The 22,764-nt window shown below is 69.6% G+C and carries 23 protein-coding genes and 1 tRNA gene; 13 read left to right on the top strand and 11 right to left on the bottom strand.

Going from position 1 to position 22,764, the window contains the following annotated elements:
* The first annotated feature begins 20 nt into the window (after positions 1 to 20).
* The 6 genes from V1460_RS33285 (at position 21) to V1460_RS33260 (ending at position 5,386) form a co-directional block, all read left to right on the top strand.
* On the top strand, positions 21 to 1,583 hold the full coding sequence (locus V1460_RS33285) for an NADH-quinone oxidoreductase subunit M (protein ID WP_338678310.1): 1,563 nt from the start codon (positions 21 to 23) through the stop codon (positions 1,581 to 1,583).
* On the top strand, positions 1,580 to 3,205 hold the full coding sequence (locus V1460_RS33280; protein WP_338677299.1) for an NADH-quinone oxidoreductase subunit N: 1,626 nt from the start codon (positions 1,580 to 1,582) through the stop codon (positions 3,203 to 3,205). Before V1460_RS33285 ends, V1460_RS33280 begins: the two co-directional genes overlap by 4 nt.
* Positions 3,206 to 3,318: 113 nt before the next feature.
* Positions 3,319 to 3,777, top strand: coding sequence for an MscL family protein (locus V1460_RS33275; protein WP_338677298.1), 459 nt, complete (start codon positions 3,319 to 3,321; stop codon positions 3,775 to 3,777).
* A gap of 180 nt (positions 3,778 to 3,957) precedes the next feature.
* Positions 3,958 to 4,821, top strand: a complete 864-nt coding sequence (gene htpX / locus V1460_RS33270; RefSeq protein ID WP_338677297.1) for a zinc metalloprotease HtpX — start codon at positions 3,958 to 3,960, stop codon at positions 4,819 to 4,821.
* Positions 4,818 to 5,210: a YccF domain-containing protein gene (locus V1460_RS33265; RefSeq protein ID WP_338677296.1), complete on the top strand. Its 393-nt coding sequence runs from the start codon at positions 4,818 to 4,820 to the stop codon at positions 5,208 to 5,210. The genes htpX and V1460_RS33265 overlap by 4 nt, the downstream gene beginning before the upstream one ends.
* Positions 5,211 to 5,236: 26 nt before the next feature.
* Positions 5,237 to 5,386 (top strand): hypothetical protein, encoded by a 150-nt coding sequence (locus V1460_RS33260; RefSeq protein ID WP_338677295.1) that lies wholly within the window; start codon positions 5,237 to 5,239, stop codon positions 5,384 to 5,386.
* On the opposite strand, the gene V1460_RS33255 is transcribed toward V1460_RS33260, so the two are convergent.
* Positions 5,367 to 6,611 (bottom strand): amino acid permease, encoded by a 1,245-nt coding sequence (locus V1460_RS33255; protein ID WP_338677294.1) that lies wholly within the window; start codon positions 6,609 to 6,611, stop codon positions 5,367 to 5,369. The two genes, V1460_RS33260 and V1460_RS33255, sit on opposite strands and share 20 nt — an antisense overlap.
* A gap of 107 nt (positions 6,612 to 6,718) precedes the next feature.
* Between V1460_RS33255 and V1460_RS33250 the strand changes: the two genes are divergently transcribed.
* Positions 6,719 to 6,988, top strand: a complete 270-nt coding sequence (locus V1460_RS33250; protein WP_338677293.1) for a GlsB/YeaQ/YmgE family stress response membrane protein — start codon at positions 6,719 to 6,721, stop codon at positions 6,986 to 6,988.
* A 218-nt stretch (positions 6,989 to 7,206) separates the two neighbouring features.
* On the opposite strand, the gene V1460_RS33245 is transcribed toward V1460_RS33250, so the two are convergent.
* The 3 genes from V1460_RS33245 to V1460_RS33235 form a co-directional block, all read right to left on the bottom strand.
* The gene (locus V1460_RS33245; protein WP_338677292.1) at positions 7,207 to 7,725 is read right to left on the bottom strand and encodes a methylated-DNA--[protein]-cysteine S-methyltransferase; all 519 of its coding nucleotides are present in this window, start codon (positions 7,723 to 7,725) and stop codon (positions 7,207 to 7,209) included.
* Between the two features lie 571 nt (positions 7,726 to 8,296).
* A complete protein-coding gene (locus V1460_RS33240) occupies positions 8,297 to 8,818 on the bottom strand; it encodes an NUDIX domain-containing protein (protein WP_338677290.1) in 522 nt (173 codons plus the stop codon).
* Positions 8,815 to 10,083: a helix-turn-helix transcriptional regulator gene (locus V1460_RS33235; RefSeq protein ID WP_338677289.1), complete on the bottom strand. Its 1,269-nt coding sequence runs from the start codon at positions 10,081 to 10,083 to the stop codon at positions 8,815 to 8,817. The genes V1460_RS33240 and V1460_RS33235 overlap by 4 nt, the downstream gene beginning before the upstream one ends.
* A 1,262-nt stretch (positions 10,084 to 11,345) precedes the next feature.
* Here V1460_RS33235 and V1460_RS33230 point away from each other — a divergent pair.
* The gene (locus tag V1460_RS33230) at positions 11,346 to 12,284 is read left to right on the top strand and encodes a methyltransferase domain-containing protein (protein ID WP_338677288.1); all 939 of its coding nucleotides are present in this window, start codon (positions 11,346 to 11,348) and stop codon (positions 12,282 to 12,284) included.
* 10 nt (positions 12,285 to 12,294) lie between these two features.
* Positions 12,295 to 12,537 (top strand): DUF6087 family protein, encoded by a 243-nt coding sequence (locus V1460_RS33225; protein WP_338677287.1) that lies wholly within the window; start codon positions 12,295 to 12,297, stop codon positions 12,535 to 12,537.
* A 390-nt stretch (positions 12,538 to 12,927) separates the two neighbouring features.
* Here V1460_RS33225 and V1460_RS33220 read toward each other — a convergent pair whose 3' ends face one another.
* On the bottom strand, positions 12,928 to 14,478 hold the full coding sequence (locus V1460_RS33220; protein ID WP_338677286.1) for a hypothetical protein: 1,551 nt from the start codon (positions 14,476 to 14,478) through the stop codon (positions 12,928 to 12,930).
* Between the two features lie 128 nt (positions 14,479 to 14,606).
* Positions 14,607 to 15,095 carry a YajQ family cyclic di-GMP-binding protein gene (locus V1460_RS33215; protein WP_338677285.1) on the bottom strand — a complete coding sequence of 163 codons (489 nt, stop codon included), beginning with the start codon at positions 15,093 to 15,095 and terminating at the stop codon, positions 14,607 to 14,609.
* Positions 15,096 to 15,307: 212 nt separating this feature from the next.
* Between V1460_RS33215 and V1460_RS33210 the strand changes: the two genes are divergently transcribed.
* Positions 15,308 to 15,389 (top strand) — tRNA-Tyr (locus tag V1460_RS33210).
* A gap of 235 nt (positions 15,390 to 15,624) precedes the next feature.
* Here V1460_RS33210 and V1460_RS33205 read toward each other — a convergent pair.
* The 3 genes from V1460_RS33205 to V1460_RS33195 form a co-directional block, all read right to left on the bottom strand.
* The gene (locus tag V1460_RS33205; protein WP_338677284.1) at positions 15,625 to 17,208 is read right to left on the bottom strand and encodes an FG-GAP repeat protein; all 1,584 of its coding nucleotides are present in this window, start codon (positions 17,206 to 17,208) and stop codon (positions 15,625 to 15,627) included.
* 92 nt (positions 17,209 to 17,300) lie between these two features.
* A complete protein-coding gene (locus V1460_RS33200; protein WP_338677283.1) occupies positions 17,301 to 17,750 on the bottom strand; it encodes an amidohydrolase family protein in 450 nt (149 codons plus the stop codon).
* A 7-nt stretch (positions 17,751 to 17,757) separates the two neighbouring features.
* Positions 17,758 to 17,991, bottom strand: a complete 234-nt coding sequence (locus tag V1460_RS33195) for a hypothetical protein (RefSeq protein ID WP_338677282.1) — start codon at positions 17,989 to 17,991, stop codon at positions 17,758 to 17,760.
* A gap of 240 nt (positions 17,992 to 18,231) precedes the next feature.
* Here V1460_RS33195 and V1460_RS33190 point away from each other — a divergent pair, with 240 nt between their 5' ends.
* The 3 genes from V1460_RS33190 to V1460_RS33180 all read left to right on the top strand — a co-directional run bounded on the left by V1460_RS33190 (position 18,232) and on the right by V1460_RS33180 (position 20,416).
* Entirely contained in the window at positions 18,232 to 18,927 is a 696-nt protein-coding gene (locus V1460_RS33190) for a L,D-transpeptidase (RefSeq protein ID WP_338677281.1), read from the top strand.
* Between the two features lie 339 nt (positions 18,928 to 19,266).
* Complete coding sequence (locus tag V1460_RS33185) at positions 19,267 to 19,755, top strand: hypothetical protein (RefSeq protein ID WP_338677280.1); 489 nt, start codon at positions 19,267 to 19,269, stop codon at positions 19,753 to 19,755.
* Entirely contained in the window at positions 19,733 to 20,416 is a 684-nt protein-coding gene (locus tag V1460_RS33180) for a class F sortase (protein ID WP_338677279.1), read from the top strand. Before V1460_RS33185 ends, V1460_RS33180 begins: the two co-directional genes overlap by 23 nt.
* A 52-nt stretch (positions 20,417 to 20,468) precedes the next feature.
* Here the strand turns inward: V1460_RS33180 and V1460_RS33175 are convergent, their stop codons facing one another.
* Both V1460_RS33175 and V1460_RS33170 read right to left on the bottom strand, forming a co-directional pair.
* Positions 20,469 to 21,125, bottom strand: a complete 657-nt coding sequence (locus V1460_RS33175; RefSeq protein WP_338677278.1) for an SDR family oxidoreductase — start codon at positions 21,123 to 21,125, stop codon at positions 20,469 to 20,471.
* Between the two features lie 122 nt (positions 21,126 to 21,247).
* Positions 21,248 to 22,621, bottom strand: coding sequence for an amidohydrolase family protein (locus V1460_RS33170; protein ID WP_338677277.1), 1,374 nt, complete (start codon positions 22,619 to 22,621; stop codon positions 21,248 to 21,250).
* Positions 22,622 to 22,764 lie beyond the last annotated feature (143 nt).

Raw genomic sequence — 22,764 nt, 5'->3', positions numbered from 1 at the left:
TCGATATCAGCGAATCCGTGATGCAGTTCCTTCTCGCGTTCATCGTCGTCGGCCCGCTCATCGGCGCCGCCGCCGCGCTGCTGCCCGCCCCTCCCGGGCTGAAGGGGAAGTCGCCCGAGCAGGCTGTGCTCCGGCACGGGGTGACCGTCACCGGTGTCATCCTCGCCGTCGCCGTCGTCCTCACGCTCGGCTTCGACCACGACCAGCCCTCGAAGATGCAGGCCACGACTGACATCAGCTGGATCCCGGCACTTGATGTGCGGATCCATCTCGGTGTCGACGGCATTTCGCTCCCCCTCCTCGTCCTGACCGCGCTGCTGACCTTCCTCTGCGCGCTGTACAGCTATTTCAAGATGCCCGCGGGTCCGTCCCCGAAGGCCTTCGTCGCCCTGCTGCTGGTCCTCGAGTCCGGCACTCTTGCCACCTTCGCCGTCCTCGACCTGCTGCTCTTCTTCCTCGCCTTCGAGACGGTCCTGGTCCCCATGTACTTCCTCATCGCCCGCTGGGGCGGTGAGGGCCGCCGGGCCGCGGCCTGGAAGTTCATCCTCTACACACTGCTCGGTTCGGTCGTGATGCTGCTCGGCCTGCTTCTCGTCGGAGTCAAGGCCGGCACGTTCGACATGGTGGCACTCGCCACTGACAACGGCCGCGGACTGAGTACATCCGTGCAGCTCATCGCCGTTTTCGCGATCGGTGTCGGGCTCGCTGTGAAGACCCCGATGTGGCCCCTGCACAGCTGGCTCCCGGACGCCCACACCGCTGCCCCGACCGTCGGCTCCGTCATGCTGGCCGGTGTCCTGCTGAAGATGGGCACATACGGTTTTGTTCGTATCGTTCTTCCGGTCGCGCCTGACGGTATGCAGGTCTTCGCCCCCTATCTCGCGGCCTTCGCCGTCGCCGGGATCATCTACGGTTCGCTGGCCTGCCTCGCCCTGGCCAGGCCAGGCAGCAAGGGCGACTTCAAGCGGCTGATCGCGTACTCCTCCGTCGGCCACATGGGTTTCGTCCTCCTCGGCATCGCGACCATGACCGCCACCGGCGTCAACGGCGCGCTGTTCGCCAACATCGCCCACGGCCTGATCACCGGCCTGCTCTTCTTCCTGGTCGGCGCTATCAAGGACCGCTACGGCACCGCTGACCTGGACGCACTGGCCGGAGCCACCGGCGCCGCGCTGTACGGACGCGCGCCCCGCCTCGGGGGCCTGCTGGCCTTCGCCGCCGTCGCCTCCCTCGGTCTGCCGGGGCTTGCCGGGTTCTGGGGCGAGATGCTGGCCCTGTTCGCCGCCTTCGACCCCGCGCCCGGCCTCAGTCGCCCTGCCTTCCTCACCTTCATGGTGATCGGCGGCCTCGGCACCCTGCTCACGGCCGCGTATCTGCTCATGGTCGTCCGGCGGGTCTGCATGGGCGGCACCAAGCCCGCGGGGGAGTCGGGACCCGCCGAGTTCGCCGATGTCCGGGGCTACGAATTCGCCGCCTGGACCCCGCTCGTCGCCCTCACCGTCATCGCCGGACTCTGGCCCGCGGTCCTCCTCGGTCTCACCGACCCGGCCGTGCAGAAGCTCCTCGCGGGAGGAAAGGCATGACCCCTCTGGCACCCCTGGCCACCACGCATGTGCTCGCCGCGACCCCTGTCGGGCGGGCCGCGTCTGCCGAGCCCGCCGCGTCCTCCCTGGTCCAGTCGGTCGACTGGCTCGCCATCGCCCCGCCGACCATCGCCGCCGTCGTCGGTCTGGCCATCCTGGTGGCCGACCTCTTCGTGCCCGACTCGAAGAAGGCGTACCTGGGCTACGGGGCCATCGCCGGCCTTGCCGCCGCCGTGCTGTCCCTGGCCCCGCTGCGCAAGGGCGACCGCTCCACGTTCTGCCTCACCACGGCCCCTGACGCGTGCAGCTACACGGCGGACCGTTTCGCCCTGGTCATCCAGCTCCTGGTGCTCGGAGGCGCGCTGCTCACCGCGCTGCTCTCGGTCACGGAGACCAGGAAGCGGCTGCCCGCGGGGGAGTACTGGTTCCTGCTGCTGTCTTCGGCCGCCGGTGCCGCCCTGCTGCCCGCCTCGCGCGACCTGGCCACCCTGGTCGTCGCACTCGAAGTCGCCTCGCTGCCCGCGTTCGCCCTTGTCGGCCTGCGGCGCGGCGACCGGTTGTCGAGCGAGGCGGCGCTGAAGTTCTTCCTCTCCTCGGTCACCGCCACCGCGGTGATGCTGCTGGGGGTGAGCTTCGTCTACGCGACGACCGGAAGCATGCACCTCACCCGGATCGCCGGACGTCTCGACGACGTTCCCGGACAGCTGGAGGTCCTGGCGCAGGCCGGTGTCGCCCTCACCCTCGTGGGATTCGCCTTCAAGACCGCCGCCGTGCCCTTCCACTTCTGGGTGCCCGACACCTATGTGGGCGCGCCGCTGCCCGTGGCCGCCTACCTCTCGGTGGTCGGCAAGGCCGTCGGCTTCTCGGGGCTCGTTCTGGTGACCGTCATCGCCTTCCCCGCCTACGCCGACATCTGGGGCCCCGCCCTGGCCGTCTTCGCGGCGCTGACGATGACCGTCGGCAATGTGGCGGCCGTACGCCAGTCGGCCGCACGCTCCTGGAGCGCGGTGCGGCTGCTCGCCTGGTCGTCGGTGGCGCAGGCCGGCTACATCCTGGTGCCGATCGCGGCCGCCGCGTACTCAAGCGACGACCAGATCGGCTCCACCGTCGCCTACGCCCTGATGTACGCGATCGTCAACCTCGGCGCCTTCGCCGTGGTCGCGCTGGTCGCCCGAACCAGCCCGCGGAACCGGATCGCCGACTATCGCGGCCTCTACGCCACCCGTCCGGTGACCGCCCTGGTCATGGGGTTCTTCCTGCTGTGCCTGGCGGGGCTGCCGCCCGGTGTCATCGGCCTGTTCGCCAAGGTCACGGTGTTCTCGGCGGCGGTGGACGCCGGGCTCGGCTGGCTCGCGGTGATCATGGCCGTGAACGTGGTGATCGCGCTCTACTACTACCTGCGCTGGACCGCGTTGCTGTTCCGCGCCCCCGAGGGCGCCGAGACCGGTGCCTCGGCGGAGGCGGTGAGCGGAGCCCCCGGAGACCTCGCGGCGGCCGTGCCGGTGCGCCACGGGGCTCCGGCGCTGGTCATGGCCGCGATCGCGGTCACGGCCGCAGCGGGCGTCCTGCTGTCGGGCTGGCCCCAGCTGGTGCTGCGTTTCGCTACGACCAATCTCTTCTGAGGGTCGTATGAGCGCATGAACGGGGCAGGCGGACGGGGTTCGACAAGCGGGCCCCCAACCCGGCACCGTGTCCAGCGCGCAAGGACACCGTACAGAGCAAGGGAGACCCGGTAGTGCTGAGCGGATTCAAGGATTTCATCCTCCGTGGAAACGTGATCTCGATGGCGATCGGACTGGCCGTCGGAGCGGCCTTCACGGCGGTCGTCACCGGCTTCAGCGACGCCTTCGTCATTCCGCTGATCGGCGTCGCCACCGAGGGCACAGGGGACTACAGTGAGGCGGTCTTCGAGGTCCAGGGCGTGGAGTTCCCCTACGGGTTGTTCATCAGCGCCGCGATCGCCTTCCTGATCACCGCCGCGGTGCTCTACTTCTGTGTCGTGCTCCCGATGACGAAGGTGCAGAACCGCTTCACCAAGGACGAGCCGTTCAGCATCAAGGCGGCCGTGCGCGACTGCCCCCGCTGCTACACCGAGATCCCGGCGATCGCGAGCCGCTGCGCGCACTGCACCAGCGAGGTCGAGCCCGTCCGTGAGGCCCTGCAGAAGGCCGGACTGCTGCCCGCCCAGCGCTGACCCCTGCGGGATGCCGGGTGGCGCCCCGGCCGGAGCATCACCCGAACGGAGCAGTGCGCCGCCCCCGGGGGCAAGGGAACCCGTGGCTCTCGCCTGGCGTTGACCAGTACGGGAGGGTCCACTGGAGACGGACCACGACCAGCAGAGGGTTCCCCTGCCGCACCATCTGGAGGGCGTACCGTGCACCGCCGGCACAACGGGCTGAGGACCGCCGTTCTCCTCGGGGGCTTGTCCGCCCTCATCATCGTCATCGGCAGCTTCTTCGGCCGTACGGGCCTGATCGTCGCCCTCCTGGTGGCGATCGGGACGAACGCGTACGCGTACTGGAACAGCGACAAGCTGGCGCTGCGCGCCATGCGCGCCCGCCCGGTGAGCGAGTTCGAGGCGCCCGCGCTGTACCGGATGGTCAGAGAGCTCTCCACCCAGGCCCGCCAGCCGATGCCCCGGCTCTACATCTCACCCACCCAGGCGCCCAACGCCTTCGCCACCGGCCGCAATCCGCGCAACGCGGCGGTGTGCGTCACCGAAGGCATCCTCCGGCTGTTGGACGAGCGGGAGCTGCGCGGTGTCATCGGCCATGAGCTGAGCCATGTCTACAACCGCGACATCCTGATCTCCTCCGTCGCCGGCGCCCTCGCATCCGTGATCCTGTTCCTGGTCAACTTCGCCTGGCTGATCCCGATCGGGCGCTCGAACGACGACGAGGGGCCCGGCTTCCTGGGTCTCCTGCTGATCATGATCCTGGGCCCGATCGCCGCCTCCGTGATCCAACTCGCCATCAGCCGTTCCCGTGAGTACGAGGCCGATGCATCCGGTGCCCGACTCACCGGCGACCCGCTCGCTCTGGCCGGTGCCCTGCGCAAACTGGAGACGGGCACCAAGCAGTTGCCCCTGCCGCCCGAGCCGAAGATCGAGACAGCGAGTCATATGATGATCGCCAATCCGTTTCGCCCGGGCCAGGGGCTGTCGAAGATGTTCTCCACACACCCGCCGATGGCGGAACGCATCGCCCGGCTCGAGCAGATGGCAGGACGCCGATCATGAAGACCATCCTGAACATCATCTGGCTCATCCTCTGCGGCTTCTGGATGTTCCTCGGCTATCTCCTCGCCGGTGTGCTGCTCTGCATCACGATCATCGGCATTCCGTTCGGACTCGCGGCCTTCCGCATCGGTGTGTACGCGCTCTGGCCGTTCGGCTACACCGTCGTGGAACGGCATGACGCGGGCGCGCCGTCCTGCGTCGGCAACGTGCTCTGGCTGATCCTGGCGGGCTGGTGGCTGACACTCGGGCATATCGTCACGGGCATCGCGCTCTGTCTGACGATCATCGGCATCCCGCTCGGCATCGCCAACTTCAAGCTGATCCCGGTGTCACTGCTGCCGCTGGGCAAGGAGATCGTGCCTACGGACCAGCCGTTCGCGACGCGTTGACACTGGGGCCTGCGGGGCCCGGTGCTGTGAGGCCCGATCCCGCGTTCACCCGGCACGGCGCCGCTGTCGCCCGATGCTTCGACGGTGTGACGGCGCTGCTCGACGGCGGCCCTGCCGAATCCGCGGAGACCGCCGGCGACATCGAAGCGGACGGCGTCAAGTCCGTCCTCGACTGAGCGGCGCCCGCACCGCGTACGCCACCGCCCCCAGCGCCAGCACCGCCCCACCCGCCACCACCGAGGACAGCGGCAGGCTGAACGCCAGGACCAGACAGCCCACGAGCCCGAGCGTGGCGACTACCCGCCATTCGGGACCAAGTGTCCACGCCGAGGTGTTGGCCACGGCGTAATAGAGAAGAACTCCGAAGGACGAGAAACCGATCGCACCCCGCACATCAGCCGTCGCGGCGACGACCGCCACCACCGCCCCCACGGCGAGTTCGGCGTGATGCGGCACCTGGAACCGGGGATGCACGGCAGAGAGCGTACGAGGGAGGTAGCCGTCCCGTGCCATCGCCAGCGTGGTGCGGGAGACACCGAGGATCAGCGCCAGGAGTGAACCGAGCGCGGCAACCGCAGCGCCCACCCGCACCACGGGGACGAGCCACTGAGCTCCTGCCGCCCGCACGGCGTCCGCCAGCGGCGCAGTCGCCCGACCCAGACCATCCGCCCCCAGCACGGAAAGGACCGCGATGGCGACACCCAAGTACACCAGCACAGCGATACCGAGCGCCAGCGGGATCGCGCGAGGGATCGTCCGCTCCGGATCCCGGACCTCCTCGCCGAGGGTGGCGATCCGCGCATAGCCCGCGAACGCGAAGAACAGCAGCCCGCCTGCCTGCAGCACACCCGCCGCCCCTCCGCTGCTCCCACCCGAGACCAGGTGCGCCGGATCCGCAGCCGATGACACCAGACAGGAGGTGATCACAGCCGCCAGCACCGCGAGGACGACCGCCACGATGGACCGAGTCAATCGTGCCGACTTCTGAACACCGCGGTAGTTCACGGCAGTCAGCGCCACGACCGCGGCGACCGCCACCGCATGCGCCTGGTCCGGCCAGGCGTAGGTGCCGACGGTCAGCGCCATCGCGGCACACGACGCGCTCTTGCCGACGATGAAACTCCAGCCTGCCAGATACCCCCAGAACGGGCCGAGTCGCTCGCGACCGTAGACATACGTACCGCCGGACGCCGGGTAGCGGGCCGCGAGTCCGGCCGACGCCGTGGCGTTGCAGTACGCCACGACACCGGCCAGTGCGAGTCCGACGAGCAGCAGCGCGCCGGAGCCGGCCGCCGCGGCAGCCGGTGCCATGGCCACGAACACCCCGGCTCCGACCATCGAACCCAGCCCGACGATCACAGCGTCGAACACACCCAGTGACCGTCTCAGCTCGTGTGGCATGTCCACACCCTACTGACAGCGCAACCGCGCACCGACTCCCGAGCGTCCCCGAGAGCGAGGACCCGTACAACGCGCACACCACCCTGTGCGGAGAGGTAGGCCACAGCATGGGCATCATCAGCTGGATAGTCCTGGGGCTGCTCGCCGGGATCGTCGCCAAGGTACTGCTGCCTGGGCGCGACCCGGGGGGCTTCATAGGCACCACCATCATCGGCGTAGCGGGTGCGTTCGTGGGCGGCTGGATATCGGCACACTGGCTGGACCGGCCCATCACAAAGGACTTCTACGACGGTGCCACCTGGGTCTCCGCCATCGGCGGCGCGCTCGTTCTGCTGATCGCCTACCGGATCCTGTTCGGCCACTCACGTTCACGTTGAGCGCCGCACCGGGAACTCCCGGCGGAGTCCCGGTGTGATCCAGGCATCATCGGCACCACTCGAGGGCGCCGGCCGATCACACGGCGGCCGCATGACCGGCCGACCGCACGGCTGCTCAGGCGTCGAACCCCGTCTCGCGAAAGGTGATGTAAGCCATCCGGGTATGTGCACCGCCCCAGGCGCAACCTCGGCGCGCTCTCCCGGAAACAGCCCGGTGGTCATGGGGCCAGCGCGCCTTCCAGGCCGAGCAGCCGCTCTTTGCGTTCGATGCCCCCCGCGTAACCGCGCAGGGCGCCGTCGGCGCCGATCACCCGATGGCAGGGCCGCACCACGAGCAGCGGATTGCGCCCGATCGCGGTCCCCACCGCCCGTACCCCGGCCCCCGAGGCGCCGACCTGCTCCGCGATCTGCCCGTAGGTGACGGTCCGCCCGTACGGGATCCCGTCCACCGCCCCCCAGACCCGCTGCTGGAACGCGGTGCCCCAACCCCCGCCCACCGCATGGGCGTACTCGATCGTGAAGCTCCTCAGCTCTCCGTCGAAATACGCCCGCAACTGCCTGGCGATCTCCTCGAACGCCTCCGTCGCACGCTGCCAGCCGTCCCGGACGACCGCCGCGCCCTTCTGCCCCGGCAGGGAGAGCGACACCAGAGCCACGCCGCCCAGGGCGGTGGTGGACTCCTCGCCGACCAGCAGCAGGGTGCCCAGCGGGCTGTCGATCTCCGTGTACACGGTCATGGTGTCTCCGTCCTCACCTCGTGCGTCTCGCGACTTCCGAGTCTGCACCTGCGGGTCGGGCAGGGCTGGCAGTAATCGGACATCACGTGTGCCACCGGCGGGCCCGGGTGCGGATCCGGCCGCGTACCAGGGTCAGGTCCTGGGCGGCGGCCGGAGCGTCAGGGATCCGCCTGGCCACGCTCATGCGGGGCCAGGCGTGCCTGGTCAGCGGTAGTTCACGAACTTCCCTCTCGGCCCTCTGACCTGCGCCGACGCGAGCATTAGCGCCCTGACCTGCGAAAACTACACTCAGTGGTTGCTGTCGTTTCTCAGGGTTTTCTAGGCCCATGTGCCCTGGCTGTGCCCTCACGCGCAGCCGGGGCACTGGCGTTTCGTGCCGCGAGTGCTCGCTCAGGCTATCGGGGGCGTGGGGGAGACCTGGCGGGACGGGTAGCCCGGATTCAGGAAGCGTCCCGGGAACGAGCGGGGGCCGTGGCGGCGGTCGAGCCACGCCGACAGACCAGTGGCCGCCCGAGCCGGACAGCATTGGCCGCAACACGGCGGCGTGCGTGCGCGGTAGGCGGCAAGGTTTCTACATCACGGTCACACCATCGTGGAGGTACGCAGGGATACCGGCCGAAGCGGCACGCATCGCCGCATCGAAGCGGCGGCAGAGGCGATCTTGAAGAAACGCGGCGGCTTTGTCGGGTGCGACGAACATGATCTCGGAGAGTTCGGCGTCGTGGGGACGCAACCCCTCGGCCTCCTCGTGTCCGAGGGTGCCGCCGTCGAAGATGAATGCGATCTGGTCGTCCCACGGCCCATGCGGGGGCACCCAATCGACCACCAGCAGCACACGCGGGCTGATCTCCAAGCCGAGTTCTTCGTGCAGTTCCCTCGCGGCGGCTTCATGCGGAGGCTCGTTCTCCTCGGCCATTCCGCCTGGCAGGTCCCACCCCGGCTTGTAGGTGGGGTTCACCAGCAACACGCGGCCGCCGGGATCACGTAGCAGGACGTCAGCGGCTACACGCTTGCGTGCCTGCGTGGCGTTCCCCTCCGCCAGATAGGCATTCCAAGCGACCGGATCGGTGGAGTTCGGGGCCGTGGGCCTCATACGGGTGTGCCTCCCGAGGATGGCGGGATGATGTCGGCCAGGAGCAGCATTCTGGCCCTCCTTGCGTCGTCGAAGCGCGTCAGGTACTCACGCACAGGCAGGTACCCGCGGTGGGGCTCCAGCAGCCGCCGAAGGGAGTCGAGTTCCTGAACGACCCGCACAGAACCAAGGGTCGGGCTGGTCATGAGCAATTCATGGCCGACGGTTACCGCCGCATCAAGGTCGCTCCGGTGCACGTAGATAGCGGCGAGCGTGATGCGGCTCAGTGCCAGCGAGCGGGCCCTACCGTCTTCCCGCAGGGCTACGGCACGCTCGGCGGCGGTAAGGGCCTTGTCGTACTGCCCGAGGTCCCGCAGCGTGAGGGCGGATTCGCTGGCGAGGGCGGCGGCATCGAACGGACTCAACCATGGATGCATCGCACCCGCACCCGCCGTCTCCAGGTCGCGGTGAGCGTCGTCGAGCGCCCGCATGGCTGATGCGTGCTGGTGCTCTGCGGCGAGAGCTCGGGCCCGCATCGTGTGCAGCCGCGCGGTCAAGGCCGGAATCCTCGGCCCTTGGGCAGCAAGGCCCAGCCCGCTCCGTGCCCAGCCTGCCGCTCCCGCAGCGTCGCCGGTCTGGAGGGCTAAGTGGCTACTGCTGGCGGCAACATGCGCTGCCAGCGGCAGGTCACCCGCGACGCGAGCGAGGGGAAGCGCACGCGCGAAGTGTCGGTCGGCTCGGTCATCGTGTCCCGAGTCGTGGGCCATCCACCCCGCCATCTCCGTCAGTGCCGCCGCAGCGGCGAACACCTGCGCTCCAGTGCTGGTGTCGACCAGTCGCGGCGCGACCCGGTCAGTGAGATGCCGTACGACCGCTCCGTACAGGCGCCCGCCCCCCGCCTGGCGGTCCGCATTTCGGAAGGCGTCCATGGCGGTCAGGTCATTGCCGTCCGGCCCTGCATAGTCGGAGCGTTGCTGCGGCACGGCTGCTACGGGCGGCTCCCACGCGCGGCGGCACAGGCCGAGGAGGCGGCCAGGGATGTGGAAGGCGTCCGCGATCTGCTCGAACAGCGCCAGCTTTTCAACTCGGGTGCGCCCATTCATGTAGTCGTAAAGACGCCCCTGACTGATGTCTGCTGCCGCGGCGAGGCGGCGCGTGCTTACGCCCCGTTTGTTGAGCAGTCGGAACACGGCGCCCATGTCCCGCTCGGCGCACGCCGACAGTAGGCGCGGGTCGTCGAGCAACGCGGCGACTACTGCGCGCGGGTCTTGCGGATTGCTGCTCATACCGACTCCCCCGAGTGAGCCTGCTTTGACGCCACGGCCAAACCTCCAACGGTGACCCCAAGTTGGAGTCATCCCGCGGAGTCACACCGACGCTACTCGGTGCGGTCGAATCGTCACAGCCGCTCGGGAGCCGCAATCTCCAAACACCTGTACCCGCGTGGCACGGGAACCCGCTCGCCCGGCTCCCGTAAGAGAGCGGGTTGAGCGCCCCCCAACGAAAGGAGGCATCCGGTGGTAGGTCAGGACACGTGCCTTGAAAGCGTGCAGCATCGCCTCGCCGGCCGCGAAGTCATCGACCCCAGTACTGGCCGCCGGGGCATCCTCGGCAGTGTCTTGGTAGAGCGGAACCGCGCCACGGACCGCGTGGTGAAGCGCACCGCTCATCTCCGGCCTGTTGACGGGAGCGGGTGGGAGTGGACGGCAGACCCTACAACGCTCAAACCCGCCGTGCCGGTCACCCCCGATACCCACCCGAAGGTGACGTCATGAGGGGCCAGCACGCCCGGCCCCGTGGACCAGGCCGAGCCGTCGCTGTCCTTGCCGCCCTCGGCATCGCCCCGCCCGCGCTGATCTGCACCCCCCCACGTCGGCGACGCAGCCAGCTCGCCCACCATCACGGCTCCCGACCACTCATGGACGGAGCACGACATGAGTACATCAGTCTCTGGCCCGGACATCAGCCCCACCAGGTCACCGATACACCGCGCCGAACAGCGTGCTCGAACTGCCCTCTAGAGACTGCCCTGCGGCGGGGACGATCCCACCCGTTCCCCACGGGCCCGCACACCCCGCCGCAGGGCGCACCACGCGCCGACCACCTAACCCGCAGAGAGTGAGTGGTGGTTGGTGTTGGGACGGGTCGAGAGCGCCCGAATTCCAGCAAGGGCACACCCGTCCAGCGTCATGATGGAAACCACGAAGGGAGAGAATCCAGTGGGAAACCACTCTGGAAAGCCCGCGCCCATCCAACCGCCGCCGCCCCCGCCGCCGCCGTCCCCTGACGGCAGTAGCCCGCCCGGTGATGGAGGCCACCGCAAGTGACCGCCCAACAGCACCAGGAGCGCCCCAGCCGTACTCGGCTGGGGCGCGCCCTGCTCCAGACGGGTGCGATGTCCTCAGACTGGGCACCCACGTTCGCGGCCGTCGACCGCGCCGCTTTCCTTCCCGACCTCATGTGGCCTTTCAACATGGAAACAGGGAAGGCCACCGCCGTCAGCCGGTCCGACGCCCCCGACGCCTGGCACCGGTACGCCGATGCCGACATGCCGATCGTTACCCAATGGGACGATGGCGCCCACCGCGGAACCGCCCCCGGCAACGTGCCGACGTCCAGCGCCAGCATGCCGAGCGTTGTCTACGGCGCGCTTGGTGATCTCGACGTGGACGCGGGCATGCAGGCACTCGATGTCGGAACCGGCGCGGGCGAGACAGCGGGACTGCTCGCTCACAGGCTCGGATGGCGAAGCGTCTTCACCGTCGATCTTGACCCGGCTGTATCCCGGGCCGCTCGCGAACGTCTCTGCGGCATGGGCCTTTACACCACGATGGTTATCGGCGACGGACGCGACGGCTACCTGCCAACAGCACCGTACGACCGCATCCTGGCCACCTACGCCGTGCGTGCCATCCCGCCCGCGTGGATCGCACAGACACGCCCCGGCGGGGTGATCGTCGCCCCCTACGGCACGCACTACACCAGTCGTGACGCCATCGTCCGTCTCGTCGTGAATGGCGGTACCGCATCGGGCCGCTTCACCAGGGCTGTGGAATTCATGAAGGACCGGCACGACCGGGGCAGTTGGCCGCAGCACACCGATTACGTCACCGACTGGACTGCCGCCGACAGTAGTTCCGCCGACATCGGACCGATGGAACTCGACGCCACCCAGTTCATCATCGGCCTCACCGTACCGTCGTGCACCCACACCATCTACGAGCAGCCCGACGGCAACCATGCCGCGTGGTTCTACAGCCTGAATGACCGTTCGTGGGCGGCCGTACGGTGGGCAGCCGTCGGCGAACCCGGCGAGGTCTACCAGGCTGGACCCCGCCAACTCTGGACAGAGGTAGAAGCGGCTTACCGTTGGTGGGAATCGCAGGGACAGCCAGCAGTCGACAGGTTCGGCCTCACGATCACGCCTGGCAGTGCTACACCATGGTTGGACGAACCAGACAACCGCGTACCACGCGCGCAGCGATAGGAGGGCGAGGGTGGGCGAGCAACCCGAGAATGAACCGCTAGCCGACTGGTTCGCGCGCCGCGATCGGCAGCGCGCCTCGGATCGGCAGATCGCTGGCACTCGCCGCGTTCTGCCTCTCGCCCCCGGCGTCCACGCCGCCCACGTAGCCCCTGCTGCCCCCCGCCTGCTGCTGGAGTGGGACGGGCGCACCTGGACACCGGTCGGCGTCGCTCCGGACGCCCGCGAGGCAGCACGCTTCCTCGACCCCTGCTGACGAGAGACGTCCCCTCCGCAGCCGACACCGAATGTCAGTGGGGTGCGGTATTCGCGCGCGCCCGCGCGCGCAAGGCCGCGACCGGTCGCAGCGCGACATTTTGAAGTGTGGCCGGGGGACGGCGGGGACGTGGGGGACGCACTTTCCGGGCTGCTCTCTCCCTTCTTCCCTCCTCTTCTCATCAGGACAGAGAGGAGAGGGGGGTAGAGCGTCCCCCGCGTCCTCCTGGTGGGGGCGTTCGTCCGTTTCCGCAGGCAGGAACAGGGTTTCGCGGGGACGCTGCGCGGTGCGAGACGCGTCCCCTGTCGTCCCCCACGCGTCCCCCGAGAGACGGCTGCGCCCCGGGGCGGCGGGGTGCCGTTCCGGGGCGCGTCGAGGGCGGGTGGCGGGTCATGACGGCGGGATGTAGGTCACGGCCCATGTCTTCCCGTGCTTGTTGCTGCCCGAGGTGCGGGCCACGTGGATACCTCGGGAGCGGAGCGCGGGGGCGACCTGGCGGATGCGGGCGCTGAGGACGGCGGGCGTCTTGGGCCAGCCGTCGGCGAAGCCGCGCCCGTCGCTGCCGAGCAGCCGATGTAGCTCGGCCATGGTGCCCGTCCAGCCGCCGTGCGGGAAGGCGTGAGAGGTGGCCCACTCACGCAGTGCGGCGGCAACCGGGTGCCCGTCGAGAACCGTCTCGTTCAGCGCGTCCTGTGTGGCGTTGAACGCGTCGAGGCTGCGCCAGCCGGTGACACGGTCGAGGGCGTGCAGTAGTTCGGCGAAGTCAGCCAGGCGCGGACGCTCTGTCAAGTGAGTTGCTGCATACGGGAGTTCGGCCCAGATGCCGGCGGCGAGGTCGAGCAGCGCGCCAAGAATGCGCGGATGCGCCTGCTCGTACGCCGCCCACAAGGCGCCCGCGGTGCGCCGCTTGTGCCGAGAGATGGGTGAGAGTTCGAGTGGCAACATCCGCTCGGCGAGGTCGTTGCGCAGCGCCCCGAGGTCGATCCCGGTGAGCAGTACAGGTCGCTGGTAGGTCAACACGTTCACGTCATCGTCGGTGTACAGAGCGCGCGTCACCTGCGCGTCGCCAGTGACGATGCGACACAGGGCATCGGACAACCACCCGGGCAAGCCTGAGAGGTTATCGAGGGCGAGCACCCATCCGGCGGCGGTGGTCGGCCCGAGGTCGCGCAGGTTCTCGGGCGCCTGGCGCAGGGGAGCGCGGGCGCCCTCGATGACCCCGGCGAGCATCTGCCCCGACGTGCTCTTGCCTGTGCCCTGCTCGCCCGTCAGGTACGCGACCGGCCGCGGGATATTTGGGCGCAGCGCGGCGAGCAGCCAGCCGACGGCAAGCGGCAGCGTCTCGGAGGTGAACGGCAGCAGTTCGGCGAACTCCTCGATGCCCGCGCGCCAGCCACCCGCTACCCGGTCAGGGCGCGGCAGAGGGCGCACCAGCCTGCTACGTCGCCATACGGGCCCGATCTCAGGGTCGGGATGGGTCAGTGCCCACTCGCCTGGGGCGAGGCGTACCGACTCCCCATCGGGGCGGCCGAGGTCGAGCCATGTCACGACGCCGTCGTTGGGGTCGGCGGCGATGCGCAGCGGCAGCTCGACCTCGGCCGCGTGCATGGCGAGCGCGTCGAGCGCCGCCACGGCGTCGGCGAGCGCGGACTGCGAGGGGGTGCGGTTGTGCTCAGTTACGTACGCGTGAATGAGGCGCTGCCGCAGACTGCCCGTGCCCGTACTGGCGGTGGCGCGAAGCGGTACGGCGACGGGCGGGCCGTCGTACGGCACGGCGTACGGGGCGCCGTTGTGATGCAGATAGCGGAATCTGTTCTGTCCGAGCAAGCGCAGTACCTCGGCCTGTGGCGGCTGGCGTTCCTGCTGCGGTGTGCGCGAGGGCTCCGCCGCCCGTTCCGGACGGCGGAAGGGGACCACGGAGCGTGCGGCGGCGGTCGACACCTACACGCATCTGTGGCCGGACGAGGAGGACACAACGAGGGCGGCAGTCGAGTCCGTGCTCGGTGATGTGCCCCCGTTGTGCCCTGCTCGCTCAGCCTGACCGCGTTGGTGCAGGTCAAAGGGGATCGTCAGCGGTAGTTCACGAACTGGAGCGCGAAGTCGAAGTCCTGGCCCTTCAGCAGCGCGATCACGGCCTGGAGGTCGTCCCGGCTCTTCGAGCTGACCCGCAGCTCGTCGCCCTGCACCTGAGCCTTGACGCCCTTCGGCCCCTCATCTCGGATGACCTTCGCGACCTTCTTGGCGTTCTCCTGGGAGATCCCCTCCTCGATCGAGGCGAAGATCTTGTACTCCTTGCCGGACAGCTGCGGCTCACCTGCGTCGAGGGCCTTCAGCGAGATCCCCCGCTTGATCAGCTTGGACTGGAAGACGTCGAGGATGGCGGTCACCCGCTCCTCGGAGTTCGCCTGCATCAGGATCTTTTCGCCGGACCAGGAGATCGACGCCCCGACGTTCTTGAAGTCGTAGCGCTGCGAGATCTCCTTGGCGGCCTGGTTGAGGGCGTTGTCGACCTCCTGCCGCTCGACCTTCGAGACGATGTCGAAACTGGAGTCGGCCATGTGCTGTGGCTCCTTGATGTCGTGGGCGAATCGTGGCGTGTCGGTGCCTGTACGGCCTGCCGGGCTCCGGCGGACCGCTGCGGCAAGCCTAGCCATCCGACTCCGTCGAGGCGCTGATCAATCCGGTGGCGAAGCACCCCCGCGCATCAGGTATTGTTTACGTCGTTGCCAGGGAGCACCGCCGAGAGCGGACACTCCGGCAGCGATCCCATGGCGGTGTGCCCGAGTGGCCAATGGGAGCGGACTGTAAATCCGTCGGCTTAGCCTACCCAGGTTCGAATCCTGGCGCCGCCACGCGATGAGAACGGCCCCTGTCTGTGTTTTCGCAGGCAGGGGCCGTTTCTTTTTTCGGCTGCTGGGTCGCGACCGCTCCGGCGCAGGCAAACCGTTCACCGCGATGTCGTTGGACTGGACAAGCCGGGCCCCTCGCCCTGGTGCGGGAACCCTTGCGAGGGACAGGTGCGCCGTCCGGGGCCTGATGGCGGCTCAGGCCCCGGACTCGGTCCGGCGGCGGTGGCCCGTTGACGGCTCAGCCGGCCAGGGCTGTGAAGCCGTAGCCCCAGTCGTACTGGAGTTTCGGGTCAACGGGCGCCTGAACGGCGCGGGTGGGCGCGGTGCCGGCGACCGTGCCGTCCTTCTTCGTACCGACCGACCACAGGTTCGATCGGCCGACACCGTGGACGAGGAGGGCGATCTCCGGCTGCTTGTCCCCGTTCAAGTCCGTGATCTTGAGCTCATGGCCGAAGCGGAACTTGCTCTTCGCGGGAACGACGGGCAGTCCCTTCGTCCTGTAGCCGTAGAACGCCGCGCCAGTGGAGACCACGCCCTTGGCCGAGCCCTTCAGGACGTAGATGCCGCCACCCGGCCTACCCGTGCAGCCGCCGTCGTCGCAGGCGGGGTGGTTCTCACCGTGGGCGCCCACGATCAGATCGGGGTAGCCGTCGCGGTTCAGATCGCCCACGCCGAGCGCGGAGCCGAACTGGTCCATCTGCTTCGGGGTGCCGGGCACACCCGGGCTGTCCTCGGTGAACACCTTCACCCGGCGGCTGGTGTCCACGCCCTTCGCCCCGCCGAAGGTGATGTGCACGCGGCCCGCGGTGCGCTCGGTCTCCCAGTCGGCGCCACTGTCGCCGACCGCGATATCGCCGTAGCCGTCCTTGTCGAAGTCCGCGATCACGGGACGGTTGCCGGACCGCAGTACCGTCGGTGTCGCCTTCAGGCCGGCCGAACCGCCGAGTAGCACGCGCCCCTGGGTGGAGGCGTATGCGTTGCCCGAGCCGTTGAACGCGACGAGGTCGTCCGCCGCGTCCTTGTTGATCCGTCCCGCGGCCAGCCGCTTGCTGTCCCAGTGGCCGTAATCGACCTTGAAGCCCGGGTCCACGGGCTGGACGGCAGCCGGCTTCCCGGTGGCACTGAACGGGCCTCGGAACAGGTCGAGGCGGTCCCGGTGGCCGATGACGAGATCGGTTTTGCGGTCCCCGTCGAAGTCGCCGGCCACCAGCACCGAACCGAAGTTCCCGTACTTCCGTGGGGCGTGGTCGGCGACCGCCGCTCCGCCCTTGAGGCCGGTCGGGCTGCCCCACAGCAGTGTGACCGTCCCGCTGTTGTCGTCGGTCGTGGTGCTCTGCCAGGAGGCGGAGACCGCCAGGTCGGCGTAGCCGTCCCCGTTGAAGTCGCCGTTGGCGAGCACGTCGCCGAAGCCGTTGGTCAGTGCGGCCTTGCCCGGGACACCCGGGCTGTCCTGAGTGATGATCTTCAGGCCGGTGCGTTGGGCGCCGTACTTCGAGCCGTACGAGACGGTGACGTAGCCGGCGCGCCAGCCCGCGTTCTCCTTCTCGGCGGTACCCGGCACGACCAGGTTCGCGTCAGCTTCGCTCACGGCCAGGTCGTGGTAGCCGTCGCCGTTGAAGTCGTCCGGGTAGCGGGTGGCGGCCGGTCCCCTGGACTTGGCCGACATGGTCGGCTCGACCCTCTGGGCCGTCATCTCGGCCGTGCGCTTGGTCCCGGTCGTCGTCCCGGCGGGCTGGGCCGCAGCGGCGGACGACGCCAGCAGACCACCGCTGAGCGCGCCTGCGACAGCCATCACTACGGCATGACGGATGTGCTTGTGCACGGATGTTCCCCCTGATGCGGTTGTTCTCTTCGTCAGAGAGACATCGGCGGGCGCCGAATAGTTGTACCGGCCCGTCGTCCGGGTTCGCGTGGTCAGCGCACGACCCGGCCCCGCAGGATGACCCGTTTCGGTCGCCCCAGGGTCCCGGCTGCTCCCGCTGCCGTGGGGTCCTCGTCGTAGGCGACGAGGTCGGCGGGTGCTCCGTCGACCAGTCCGGGCAGTCCCAGCCACTCCCGCGCCGTCCAGGAGGCAGCCCCGAGTGCCGCGTCGGCCGGCATTCCGGCCCGCGCCAACCGCTCTGACTCCGCGGCCACCGTGCCGCACGGGAAGCTGTCCGTTCCGGCCGGTAAGGTGACGCCTGCCTCGTGCGCGCGCCGGACGTTGTCGAGCATCCCCTGCCAGCCGTCGAGCCAGTGCGAGCGCTTCACGCTGGGTTCTCGGCCCAGCCAGCGCTCGGCGCTGTCGGCGAACACCGAAAGGGTCGGCACGAGCGCGGTGCCCTGGTCGGCCATCAGATCCAGGAGTTCGGGGTCGAGATGCATCCCGTGTTCAAGGCTGTCGGCGCCGGCCAGCACGGCGTTCCGTGAGCCCTCGGCGGTCTGGCTGCACTGCGACCCGTCCGCCGGCGGCGTGCACCGCGGCCACGGCCGCTCGCATCACGTCCAGCGGTACGGCGGGTTCGTCCCACTGCCAGTCTCCGATGATCTTGTACCAGGCCGAGGACGCCGCGGCCTCATCGACGGCCGCCTCCGGCAGTTCGCCCTCCTTGATGTCCCGGCCCACCCCGGGGGAGAACCGCCGGGGTGTCGCCAGTCAGCGACCCGCCGACCGCACACGAGGGAGATCCGGTTCCGTGTCCACCCGGCCGGGCATCCGCACCCCCGGCGGTGAAGGGCCCCGCCGGGAGCCCTGAAGCCCGGCCGTTACGGAACTGTCCCCTTCGGCCGTGCAACTACCGCCTGCCCTGCGCCGTCTATGAGGCGGAACTCGCGCCATGCGCGTACGCATAAGGAGTCGACAGCCATGGGAGCCACACGCCGACGAGGGATCGTCGCACTCGGGATCACCGCACTCGTGACCCCGCTCACTCTGGCCATGGGGACCGGGACCGCGCAGGCGGCGTCGTGCAACACGCAGACCGGTCCGTATCAGAAGCAGGTCGAGAAGTTCCTCGGCCGGCCGGTGGACGGCAAGCAGTCCGCCACCGACTGCAAGGCGATCCAGGCGTTCCAGACGAAGCACTCGATATCCCCGAACGCGGGGTATGCCGGGCCCATCACCTGGGGCGTCATGGATCTGATGAACAGGCAGAAGGCCGTCGGGAAGACCCCGAACAAGTCCGGTGCCTGCCCGACGAACAAGGGCCGGATCGCCTGCGTCAACCTGACGCTCCAGCTGAGCTGGATCCAGGACGGGTCGAAGCTGGTGTACGGGCCGGTCCCGGTGCGCACCGGAAGGAACGGGTACGAGACCCGTACCGGCCTGAAGAAGGTCTACTGGCGCAACATCGACCATGTGTCGAGCCTGTACAACGTGCCCATGCCGTACAGCCAGTTCTTCGACGGCGGCCAGGCCTTCCACTCGGTCGGCGTCAGCGTCTGGGCGCCGCCCGGCTCGCACGGGTGCGTGAACATGACCAAGACGGACGCGGCCAAGTACTGGAGCCTGCTGCGCAACGGGGACGACGTCTACGTGTACGGCCGCAAGCCCGGCACCTGAGCACCACCCTCGAACGTCTGAACCTCTGGTGGAGCCCGGCGGCAGCACGGCCGCCGGGCTCTATCACGTCTGCTGCCTGCCGAAGCCGGCGTGGGTGCGCCACCCGTTCGCCGGTTGACTCCGGCGCAGGGAGTGTCCTGTCGCCGGGTCACTCGCGACCCGCGTGAGCTGCGTTGACGACCTGACAGGCCGACAGGTCGAAGTGATCATCTCGTGTCATTTCAGGCTTTTAGTAATACGAGCTGATTTTCTTTGCACGTGAGTGCGGCGCCCCCTGCCGGGACAAGGTGTCCTGCCGCGCGCTCATCCGGAGGCTGGTGGTCGGTCATGAGGTCAGTCGTGCGCAGTACGCGTGTTCTCGTCGTCGGTGCCATGGTCGTGATCGCCTGCGGATGGCAGTCCGTCGCGACGGCCGCCGACGAGTCGGGGATCGGCGTCAGCCCGGATGTGGCGTTCCCCGGTTCGACGGTCACCGTCAGTACCACGGCCTGCGAGGGCGATGTGGCCTACGCCAAGGGGCAGGCGGAGTATGCCGGGCAGATCCATCTCACGGAGACCGGCCACGACGGCGAACTCGCGGGCGACTTCACCGTCCCCGACGACATCAAGGACGGCGTTTACGACATCACGGTCAAATGCCTGACGGGCGGTCGCGTGGAGACGAGCTATCAAGTCGCGCGCCGCCCCGACGGGGCAGTGCACGGAGGCTTCGGCGGCGCGACGGGACTGAACGGTACGGAGGTCGTCATCGGCTCCGCGCTGCTCGCCGGAGCGTCGGCCATCGGCCTGATCGCGATGCGGCGCCGTGCCGACAGCGGTTCCGTCTGAGCGGCGGGCCCGTGCCGCTCAGCGCCACACGCACGGGTCCTCGCGCAGAATCCTGATCTTCCTGGTGCCGCTCGGCATCTGGTTGCTGGTCCGCGGACTGATCGGCGAGAGCCCACCGCAGCCGTTCTCCGACCAGTCGGGGGCGCACGGCTCCGGGTCGAGTGCCGCCGACCGGGCGGCAGTCCACCGAGCGGCGCATACGCTGCCTCGTTCCACTCCGGTCAGGCTGCGCATCCCCGCCGTTCATATCGACGCGTCGATGACGACGCTGGCGCTGGACGGGAAGGGCGCGCTGCAGCTCCCGCCGCCAGGCAGCTCCAACCTGGCCGGCTGGTACTCCCGTGGTCCGGCACCCGGTGAAGCCGGAGCAGCCATCGTGGCCGGGCATGTGGACACCCCCACCGGGCCGGCCGTCTTCTACTCGCTCGGCGCGCTGCGCAAGAAGAGCACCGTCGAGATCACCCGCAAGGACCGGCGCACAGCGGTGTTCTCCGTGGATGCCGTGGAGGTGTACGCCAAGCGCTCGTTCCCGAGCCGCAAGGTCTACGGAGGCGGCTCGGCGCCCCAGTTGCGGATCGTCACCTGCGGAGGCGGATACCGGAAGTCCACGGGGTACCAGGGCAATCTGGTCGTCTACGCGAGCCTGGTCCGGGTGAGGTAGCCGCAGCCGGGCCACCGGCCGGGTCACCGCACCGTGAGAGCGGCGTAACCGCTCAGTTGCCCGCGATCGCCTTGACGGCCACCGAGACCGGGACCGACCCGCTGACCAGTTCCAGCGTCAGCCCCGCCGCGGCCGGGCTCTCGACGAGCTCTGCGAGCACCGCGGCCACGTCGTCGCGCGGCACCGGCCCGCGCCCGGTCGCAGCCTCCAGCCTGACCAGTCCCGTGCCGGCGTCGTTCGTCAGCATCCCGGGTCGCAGGACCGTCCAGTCCAGGCCGCTGCTGCCGCGTACGTAATCGTCCGCCGTGCCTTTGGCGCGCAGATACGCGTCGAACACCTCGTCGCCGGTACGGGTGGAGTCCGCGCCCATCGAGGAGACGATGAGGAACCGGCGTACGCCCGCCCGCTCGGCGGCATCCGCGGTCAGTATCGCCGCCCGCCTGTCCACTGTCTCCTTGCGTTCGGTGCCGCTGCCCGCTCCGGCGCCGGCGGCGAACACCACCCCGTCGGCGCCTTGGAGCACCTCTGCCACCTGCTCCACCGTGGCCGACTCCAGATCCAGCAGGACCGGTTCCGCACCGGCTGCCCTGAGCTCGTCGCCCTGTTCGGGTTTGCGGACGATGCCCGCGACCTCGTGCCCGCGCGCCGAGAGCAGCCTCTCCAGGCGCAGCGCGATCTGACCGTGTCCTCCCGCGATGATAATGCGCATGCTCACGACCGTACGCCGGTCGTTGCCCGGATGCGCGGGCCGGGCCACGGGGAACGGCACCCGCGGGCCGCGTGGGCGTCGGGAACGCACACCGCGCGGCTCCACACCGCACGCCCCGCCGCTCACGGCCCGGGATCCGGGCGCCCCTGGCGCGGCAGTTCGAGCGCGACAGCCGCGGCGGAGTCGCAGTACTCCCGCACGGCACTGGTCCGGGCCACCACCCGGCCGCAGTGCACCACGATCCGGCTGTACGCGAGCGACAGCACCCCCGTCAGCTCCTGTCCGCGCACCGCGAGCAATTCGGCCGGAAAGCCCGCCTCCACCCGCACCTCTGGCAGTCCCATGGCCCGCCGCGCCGTGGTGCTGACCGCCTCGTACGCCTCCAGTGCGCGCAGTCTCCCCTGCGATGCCAGCAGGAACGCCGCCTCCAGCGGATCACCGCGTCCCACCGGGTTCGCCGCGTCGCGCAGCGCCCCGCTGCCCGCCGCCACCCGCACCCCTGCCGCGCGCAGCAGCCGGGCCGGTGCGCTGCCGCGCAGTTCGGCGCCGGTGCAGCCGCCCTGAGGCAGGCAGACCACGGTGACTCCGCCGGCCGCGAGCCGGTCCGCCGTACGGGACGCCACTTCGGCGGGCAGCCGCGCGAGCCCCGCGCACGGGCCGATCGAGACCCCCTGCCGCAGTCCACCCGCCATGGTCGCGAGCCGGGCGAGCCGGGCAGGGTCATCGCCGTCGGTGTGCAGGTCCACCGGGCAGCCGTGCTCCGCCGCCATGTCCAGGACCGCTTCCGCGTAGCCGACCGGATCCGGGTCCAGATCGGGGCAGCCGCCGACCACGGAGGCACCCATCTTCATCGCGTCACGCAGCATCGCGAGGCCGTCGGCTCCGGCCACACCGGTCAGCAGCCGCGGTACTGCCACGGTGGTCAGCTCGGCCAGGCCGCGAAGCGAACGCTGTGCCTGGTGCACGGCATCGAGGGATTCCAGGCCGTGGACGCCTCCGATCCGCACATGGGAGCGCATCGCCGTGGCGCCGTGTCCGAGCTGGAGCAGCGCTGCCTCCGTGGCGCGGCGCTGGATCTCCGCGACGGCGCAGGACACCGGTCCGTCGGGCGAAGGAGCGGTGAGCGCGGTGTCGCCGTGGGTGTGCGGCTCGGCGGGAGCGGGCAGCAGCAGGTAGCCGCTCAGGTCCACGCGCGCGGAATGCGTCTTCGCGGGAGCGGGACTCGACGCGTTCGAGAAGTTCGAGGCACCGGTGGAACCGGTGTGGCCGGACGGACCGGACACGGCGGACGGACCGGCGGCGAGGCCGGAAGGGCTCAGGGGGTACAGGGGCTTCGAGCGCGGAGCGAGACTTCCGGCGGTGCCGACGGCCTCGATCCGGCCGCCGTTCAGTCGGACGTCGACCGTGCGGCCGTCGGTGAGACGGGCACCGCACAGGAGCAGCACGGTGGAGTCGGCGGTGGCTCCGCCGGGCGGCTCCGCCTGGCTGTCGGGCATGGCGCTCCTGAAGTGGCGGAAGGCGGAAGGCCTGGAGGGCGGGGGACGTCAGAAGGACCCTAGGGCGGTCCGCACCGCGCTTCGCGGAGGAGCGCAATAGTCGTACCGGTGTGGCTGTGAGTGGCGTACGAGTCGATCGGGAC

Origin of the sequence: Streptomyces sp. SCSIO 30461 (assembly GCF_037023745.1) — a bacterium.
In the GTDB taxonomy this organism is placed as follows: domain Bacteria; phylum Actinomycetota; class Actinomycetes; order Streptomycetales; family Streptomycetaceae; genus Streptomyces.
This window is presented reverse-complemented; position numbering and strand designations above follow the sequence as displayed.

What these genes read in the sequence shown, in the direction of transcription:
- V1460_RS33285 (WP_338678310.1), top strand. Translation starts at nt 21, where the DNA reads ATGCAGTTCCTTCTCGCGTTCATCGTCGTCGGCCCGCTCATCGGCGCC.
- V1460_RS33280 (WP_338677299.1), top strand. Translation starts at nt 1,580, where the DNA reads ATGACCCCTCTGGCACCCCTGGCCACCACGCATGTGCTCGCCGCGACC.
- V1460_RS33265 (WP_338677296.1), top strand. Translation starts at nt 4,818, where the DNA reads ATGAAGACCATCCTGAACATCATCTGGCTCATCCTCTGCGGCTTCTGG.
- V1460_RS33255 (WP_338677294.1), bottom strand. Translation starts at nt 6,611, where the DNA reads ATGCCACACGAGCTGAGACGGTCACTGGGTGTGTTCGACGCTGTGATC.
- V1460_RS33250 (WP_338677293.1), top strand. Translation starts at nt 6,719, where the DNA reads ATGGGCATCATCAGCTGGATAGTCCTGGGGCTGCTCGCCGGGATCGTC.
- V1460_RS33245 (WP_338677292.1), bottom strand. Translation starts at nt 7,725, where the DNA reads ATGACCGTGTACACGGAGATCGACAGCCCGCTGGGCACCCTGCTGCTG.
- V1460_RS33240 (WP_338677290.1), bottom strand. Translation starts at nt 8,818, where the DNA reads ATGAGGCCCACGGCCCCGAACTCCACCGATCCGGTCGCTTGGAATGCC.
- V1460_RS33235 (WP_338677289.1), bottom strand. Translation starts at nt 10,083, where the DNA reads ATGAGCAGCAATCCGCAAGACCCGCGCGCAGTAGTCGCCGCGTTGCTC.
- V1460_RS33230 (WP_338677288.1), top strand. Translation starts at nt 11,346, where the DNA reads ATGCCGATCGTTACCCAATGGGACGATGGCGCCCACCGCGGAACCGCC.
- V1460_RS33215 (WP_338677285.1), bottom strand. Translation starts at nt 15,095, where the DNA reads ATGGCCGACTCCAGTTTCGACATCGTCTCGAAGGTCGAGCGGCAGGAG.
- V1460_RS33200 (WP_338677283.1), bottom strand. Translation starts at nt 17,750, where the DNA reads ATGCATCTCGACCCCGAACTCCTGGATCTGATGGCCGACCAGGGCACC.
- V1460_RS33190 (WP_338677281.1), top strand. Translation starts at nt 18,232, where the DNA reads ATGGGAGCCACACGCCGACGAGGGATCGTCGCACTCGGGATCACCGCA.
- V1460_RS33175 (WP_338677278.1), bottom strand. Translation starts at nt 21,125, where the DNA reads ATGCGCATTATCATCGCGGGAGGACACGGTCAGATCGCGCTGCGCCTG.
- V1460_RS33170 (WP_338677277.1), bottom strand. Translation starts at nt 22,621, where the DNA reads ATGCCCGACAGCCAGGCGGAGCCGCCCGGCGGAGCCACCGCCGACTCC.